The organism is Limnohabitans sp. Rim8 (assembly GCF_945869175.1).
GTDB lineage: Bacteria > Pseudomonadota > Gammaproteobacteria > Burkholderiales > Burkholderiaceae_C > Limnohabitans_A.
Map to the genome: position 1 here is coordinate 37,412 of NZ_CAMBNZ010000010.1, position 6,568 is coordinate 43,979.

Sequence of the window (6,568 nt, forward strand, 5' to 3'; positions counted from 1 at the left end):
CAAAGGCTTTCACCCGCCGCCTATGATCCCTTTGTTTCAGTTATTTCTGCCCCATAAAGGTCGCCCATGGTTCCCCATCTCGTCACTGCCCTGACCGGCCCCATCAATGAGCTGGAGCAGCGCATTTTGGACTCTATGCCCGCCATTGAGCGCTGGTTCCGTCTGGAGTGGATGGAGCACACCCCGCCCTTCTACACCTCGGTCGACATCCGCAACGCAGGCTTCAAGCTCGCACCTGTGGACACCAACCTGTATCCCGGTGGCTGGAACAACCTGACGCCCGAGATGCTGCCTTTGGCGGTGCAGGCGGCCCAAGCGGCCATCGAAAAAATTTGCCCCGAGGCCAAAAACCTGCTGATCATTCCGGAAAACCACACGCGCAACACCTTCTATTTGGCCAATGTGGTTCAGCTGCAGCGCATCTTCCACATGGCCGGTCTGAACGTGCGCCTGGGCTCGATCAATCCCGACATCAAGGAAGCGACCACCATCGAGCTGCCCAACGGTGAGAGTGTCACCCTGGAGCCAGTGGTGCGCAGCAAGCACCGCTTGGGCCTCAAGGATTTTGACCCCTGCACGATCTTGCTCAACAACGACCTTTCGGCCGGTGCCCCGGGCATTTTGGAAGAACTGCATGAGCAGTTCTTGCTGCCGCCTTTGCACGCCGGTTGGAGCGTGCGCCGCAAAACCAAGCACTTTGAGTGCTACGAAGAGGTGGCCAAACGGTTTGGCAAGCTGCTGGGCATTGACCCCTGGCTCATCAACCCGATGTTCAGCCAGTGCGGCGATGTGAACTTTGCCGAAGGCACAGGCATGGATTGCCTGCGCAGCAATGTGGATGCCTTGCTCACCAAGATCAAGCGCAAGTACAAGGAATACGGCATCAACGAAAAGCCGTTTGTGGTGGTCAAGGCCGACAACGGCACTTACGGCATGGGCATCATGACCGTGCGCGATGTGGCCGATTTGGATATCCTGAACCGCAAAACCCGCAACAAGATGAACGTCATCAAGGACGGCCAGACTGTCAACGACGTGATCATCCAGGAAGGTGTGCTGACCAACGAACGCATCAACGACGCCGTGGCCGAGCCGGTGGTCTACATGATGGACCGCTATGTGGTGGGCGGTTTTTACCGCGTGCACGCCGAAAGAGGCGTGGATGAGAACCTGAACGCGCCGGGTGCCAGCTTTGTGCCTTTGGCCTTTGCCGACACCCCGCACCTGCCCCAGCCGGGCGTGAAGCCCGGTGCCAGCGTGCCCAACCGCTTTTATATGTATGGCGTCATTGGCCGTTTGGCCATGCTGGCCGCCAGTTATGAGCTGGAAGCGACCGATCCTGAAGCCGAGGTTTACGACTGAGGGGCGGGTGGGGATGGCCGCCAAAGTTGCTGCAGTGCAACATTTTTCCGATCCCGTCCATGACAGATGAGCGGTACAGGCGCAAAATAGCGGTCTTCAAGTCTTCTGGTCCGACTCGATCGGGCTGTCCTTTGTGTCCTCTTCAAAATCCCCACTCTTTGCATTGACTCTCGGCGCCATTGGCGTGGTGTATGGGGACATCGGCACCAGTGTGCTGTATGCCATGAAAGAGGTCTTTGGCTCTGGCCATGTGCCGTTCACGCCCGATAACGTCTACGGCATCCTGTCCATCTTTTTTTGGACCTTGACCACCATCGTGTCGGTCAAGTACGTGGTGTTGGTCCTGCGGGCTGACAACCACGGTGAGGGCGGTTTGGTGGCCATGTTGGCGCTGGCTTCCCAATCGGTGAAAGACAAGCCTCAGTTGCGCAAAGTGTTGCTGATGGTCGGCATCTTTGGCACCTGCCTGTTTTATGGTGATGGGGTCATCACCCCGGCGATCTCGGTGCTCTCAGCTGTAGAGGGTCTGGAGATCATCTCCCCCACTTTCAAAAAGGCAGTCATCCCGCTGACTCTGGTGATTCTGTTCCTGCTGTTTTGGGTGCAAAAGCGCGGTACAGCGGGCATTGGGAAATTCTTTGGCCCCATTACGCTGGTCTGGTTTCTCGCCATCGCGGTCTTGGGTATATCGCACATCGTGCAGCGCCCCGAAATCCTCTTCGCCATCAGCCCGCATTACGCCTTGAGCTTCATGTGGAACGAGCCCGGTACCACCTTCATCATTTTGGGCGCGGTGGTCTTGTGTGTCACGGGCGGAGAAGCCCTGTATGCCGACATGGGTCATTTTGGCAAAAAACCGATTCGACTGGCCTGGTTCAGTGTGGTCATGCCTTGCTTGGTGCTCAATTATTTTGGGCAAGGCGCTTTGTTGCTGGCCGAGCCTGAGGCGGTGAAAAATCCGTTTTACATGATGGCCCCCGATTGGGCCTTGTTGCCCTTGGTGGGCTTGGCCACCATGGCCACGGTGATCGCTTCGCAAGCCCTCATCTCTGGTGCGTTCAGTGTTACCAAACAGGTGATCCAACTGGGTTACCTGCCGCGCTTGCATGTTCAGCACACCAGCGAAACCGATACGGGTCAAATTTACATGCCGTTTGTGAATTGGGGCTTGTTTGTGGCCATTGTTCTGGCCGTGGTCATGTTCAAGTCGTCCAGCAATTTGGCGGCTGCTTATGGCATTGCGGTGTGTACCGACATGTTGATCACCACGGTGCTGACTTTCTTTGTGATCCGCTATGCCTGGAAACTGCCGCTGGCATTGTGCATTGCAGCGACCGGCTTTTTCTTGATCGTCGATCTGGCGTTCTGGGCCTCCAATATGCTCAAGTTGTTGGACGGCGGCTGGTTCCCGTTGTTGATAGGTGCGGCGATTTTCACCCTGATGCTCACCTGGAACGACGGCCGACGCCTGCTCAATGAATCGCTGCGCTCCGATTCCTTGCGCTTGACCGACTTTCTGGACGCTGTCTTCATCGCCCCCCCCACAAGGGTGGAGGGCACGGCGGTGTTCTTGACGGCCGAGACGGGCACAGTGCCCAATGCCTTGCTGCACAACCTCAAGCACAACAAGGTGTTGCACCAACGCAACCTGTTTGTCACCGTGCGCAGCCACGAAATCCCCCGCATGGACGTTGACAAACGTCTGAACGTCACGCCCTTGGGTCATGACTGCTGGCAAGTCATCGTCAATTACGGCTTCAAGGACAACCCAGACCTGCCTTCGGCATTGGCCACCATCCAGGGCGATGGTTACAAGCTCGATCCGATGATGACCAGCTATTTCCTCTCGCGTGACATCGTGATCCCCACCATCGGCGGCGGCATGGCCACTTGGCGTGAAAAATTGTTTGCCAACATGCACCACAACGCCAGCGGCGCAGCCGAGTTCTTGAACCTGCCCACCAACGGCGTGGTCGAGTTGGGCTCCAAAATCGAAATTTAAACCAGCGAACCCATCGCTTCGCCCATGACGATAGGGCGTGTCGGCGTCCAGTCGGCCTTGAACTGCATCATCCCTTGGGGGAACAGCATCACCACGGTGGAGCCGAGCAAAAAGCGGCCCATCTCTTCGCCTTGGGTCAAGGCGATGTTGCCCATCTCGTAGGACCACTCCCGCACTTGGCCGGGGCGCGGTGGGTTGACCACGCCGTGCCACACGGTGGCCATGCTGCCCACAATGGTCGCGCCCACCAGCACCATCACAAAAGGGCCGTGATCGCCTTCAAACACGCAGACCACCCGCTCGTTGCGGGCAAACAAGCCCGGCACGCCGCGGGCTGTGGTTGGGTTGACCGAGAACAAATCGCCTGGCACATGAATCATGCGGGTCAGGCGACCGGCGCAAGGCATGTGGATGCGGTGGTAATCGCGTGGGCTCAGGTAAAGCGTGGCAAATTCGCCGTCCTGAAACTGCGCCGCCAACGCCGCGTCGCCACCCACCAAGGCGAGTGTGCTGTAGCTGTGGCCTTTGGCCTGAAAGACCTGATCGCCTGCAATCGGGCCGCACTGGCTGATGGCCCCGTCCACCGGGCTGACAAAAGCTGCAGTGGCCCATGGCCTGGCATCGTCACGCAAGGGGCGTGTGAAAAACTCGTTGAAACTCTTGTAGCTGGCCGTGTCCGGGTTGGCCGCTTCGGCCATGTTCACCTTGTAGCGGCGAACAAAGCGGTCGATGATGCCGGTGGTCACGCTCCCCCACTGGCTGCCCGCCACCCAGCCCGCAAAGACGGTCAGGGCTTGTTTGGGGATCAGGTATTGCGGCAAAACCGCCAGGCGGTCAGAAAAGGAGCTGGACATGTGGTGGCCGCAGGGGCGGATCAAAGGAAGACACTGATTTTATCGGCCCGCCCGCAGGCACAATGCGGCCATGAACTCCCCATTGCTTTCGGTCGACCACCTGGTCAAACGCTACGGCGACACCACGGTGGTCAATGACCTGTCGTTCCACATCAACCCCGGCGAATGTCTGGGCGTGATCGGCCCCAATGGCGCAGGCAAAACCACCACGCTGCGCATGTGCTTGGGCTTGGCGACCCCCGACAGTGGCCGCATGTCTTACTTTGGGGGCCTGCAAATGCCTCAGGACGCCTTGGCCATCAAGGCCCAGTTGGGCGTGGTCGCGCAGATGGACACGTTGGACCCGGATTTCACCGCCGAAGAAAACCTGCTGGTCTTTGGTCGCTACTTTGGCCTGCCCGATGCGGTGATCCGCGAGCGCATTCCGCCTTTGCTGGAGTTTGGCGCGCTCAGCCACAAAGCCCAAGCCAAGCCCGGGGAGTTGTCGGGTGGCATGAAGCGGCGCTTGAGCTTGGCCCGCGCCCTGATCAACCAGCCTCGCCTTTTGATGCTGGACGAGCCCACCACGGGTCTCGACCCGCAGGCGCGCCACCTGTTGTGGGAGCGCCTGCAGGTGCTGCTGCAAGAAGGCAAATCCATTTTGCTGACCACCCACTTCATGGACGAAGCCGAACGCCTGTGCTCGCGCCTCTTGGTGCTGGACCAAGGTCGCAAGATCGCCGAAGGCAAACCCCGGGATTTGATCGCTGAACACCTGGAGCCCGAAGTGGTCGAGGTGTTTGGCCAAGGCGCCGTGGCGCTGGCGCAAGAGGCCAGCTTGAAAGCGCTGACGGGCCGGGTGGAAGTCAGCGGCGAGACCGTGTTCTTTTACACCCAAGACAGCCGCGCCTTGATGCATGCATTAGAGGCCTGGCCTGCGCTGCGCACCTTGCACCGCCCTTCCAACCTGGAAGACCTGTTCCTGAAGTTGACCGGACGCCAGATCCGCGAAGAAGGTTGAAGGCCAGCACACCATGAGTCAAATTCAAAACAACATCTGGGCCGCGCCTCGCCTCTCGATGCGTTGGTGGCCTGTGTTTCAACGCAACTGGCTGGTCTGGAAAAAGTTGGCCCTGCCCAGCTTGGTGGGCAACATCGCCGAGCCGCTGATGTGGCTGGTGGCCTTTGGCTACGGCATGGGCTCTCTGATCGGCCAGGTTGAGCAGGGCGGCGAAAAGGTGCCGTACATCCTGTTTTTGGCCAGCGGCAGCATCTGCATGAGTGCCATGAACGCGGCGACCTTTGAGGCGCTGTACTCGGCGTTTTCGCGCATGCATGTGCAAAAAACCTGGGACGGCATCATGAACGCCCCAGTTCGCCTGGACGACGTGGTGATGGCCGAAATGCTCTGGGCCGCTTTCAAGTCCTTGTTCACCGTAACGGCCATTCTGGGTGTGATGCTGGTGCTGGGTATCAGCCACAGCTGGAAGCTGCTGGTCGCCTGGCCCGTGCTGTTGGGTGTGGGCATCACCTTCAGTTGCATGGCGCTCATTTTCAATGCGCTGGCCAAGGGTTACGACTTTTTTACCTACTACTTCACCTTGTTCCTCACGCCCATGATGTTCCTCTCGGGCATCTTTTTCCCGCGTGAACAACTGCCAACCTTTGTGCGCGTGATCGCCGACTGGCTGCCGCTGTCGGTGGCCGTCGATTTGGTGCGCCCGCTGTTCTTGGACCGCTGGCCAGACCAGCCGCTGCGCCATGTTCTGATGCTGGCGCTGTTTGCGGTGGTGTCGTTTTGGGTGGCGCTGGCGCTGACCCGCAAGCGGTTCAGGAGCTGAAGCCTGGCCCCGTGAGGCCTTGGATGCCTCGTTGGTTTAATGCAACATTTCAAAGCGGCAAGGTGGAAAGCCACCAAGATCAGGTAAAAGCCTGATGTTGGTATTTTTGTCAAAAACCTGTTTTTGATCCTTTTAGAGTTATCCATGAAAAAAATCCTCGTTCCTACCCTGATCGCAGCCGCCATCGGCGCCATGGCTTCTGCGGCCCAAGCCCAGACGGCGCCCGCAGCGCCTGAAAGCACCTTGTCTTACAACGTGGGTGTGACCACCGATTACCGCTATCGCGGTATTTCCCAGACCCGTCTGCAGCCCACCTTGCAAGGCGGTGCAGACTACGCCGACAAGAGCGGTTTTTATGTGGGTGCTTGGGCCTCGGGCATCCAGTGGATCAAGGACACGGGCACCACCGTGGGTGTGGGCGGCATCAAAGGCGGTTTGGAGTTGGACCTTTATGCGGGCTACAAAGGCGCTGTGGGCGATGTGGCCTATGACGTGGGTTTCCTGCGCTACCAGTACCAAGGCAACAACCT

The 6,568-nt window shown here is 58.8% G+C and carries 6 protein-coding genes; 5 read left to right on the forward strand and 1 reads right to left on the reverse strand.

Annotated features, from left to right (window positions below; translation table 11 throughout):
* Window positions 1-66: 66 nt before the first annotated feature.
* Together gshA and Q0O19_RS03070 are read left to right on the forward strand one after the other, a co-directional pair.
* Window positions 67-1,362, forward strand: coding sequence for a glutamate--cysteine ligase (gshA, locus tag Q0O19_RS03065; protein WP_295519963.1), 1,296 nt, complete (start codon window positions 67-69; stop codon window positions 1,360-1,362).
* A gap of 133 nt (window positions 1,363-1,495) precedes the next feature.
* Window positions 1,496-3,364, forward strand: coding sequence for a potassium transporter Kup (locus tag Q0O19_RS03070; protein ID WP_295519964.1), 1,869 nt, complete (start codon window positions 1,496-1,498; stop codon window positions 3,362-3,364).
* Here Q0O19_RS03070 and asd read toward each other — a convergent pair.
* Window positions 3,361-4,218 (reverse strand): archaetidylserine decarboxylase, encoded by an 858-nt coding sequence (gene asd, locus Q0O19_RS03075; RefSeq protein ID WP_295519966.1) that lies wholly within the window; start codon window positions 4,216-4,218, stop codon window positions 3,361-3,363. The two genes, Q0O19_RS03070 and asd, sit on opposite strands and share 4 nt — an antisense overlap.
* 70 nt (window positions 4,219-4,288) lie before the next feature.
* Here asd and Q0O19_RS03080 point away from each other — a divergent pair, with 70 nt between their 5' ends.
* The 3 genes from Q0O19_RS03080 to Q0O19_RS03090 form a co-directional block, all read left to right on the forward strand.
* A complete protein-coding gene (locus tag Q0O19_RS03080; protein WP_295519968.1) occupies window positions 4,289-5,218 on the forward strand; it encodes an ATP-binding cassette domain-containing protein in 930 nt (309 codons plus the stop codon).
* Between the two features lie 13 nt (window positions 5,219-5,231).
* On the forward strand, window positions 5,232-6,038 hold the full coding sequence (locus Q0O19_RS03085) for an ABC transporter permease (protein WP_295519970.1): 807 nt from the start codon (window positions 5,232-5,234) through the stop codon (window positions 6,036-6,038).
* Between the two features lie 144 nt (window positions 6,039-6,182).
* Window positions 6,183-6,568, forward strand: a 386-nt coding sequence (locus Q0O19_RS03090) for a TorF family putative porin (protein WP_295519971.1), incomplete at its 3' end; no start/stop codon positions are given.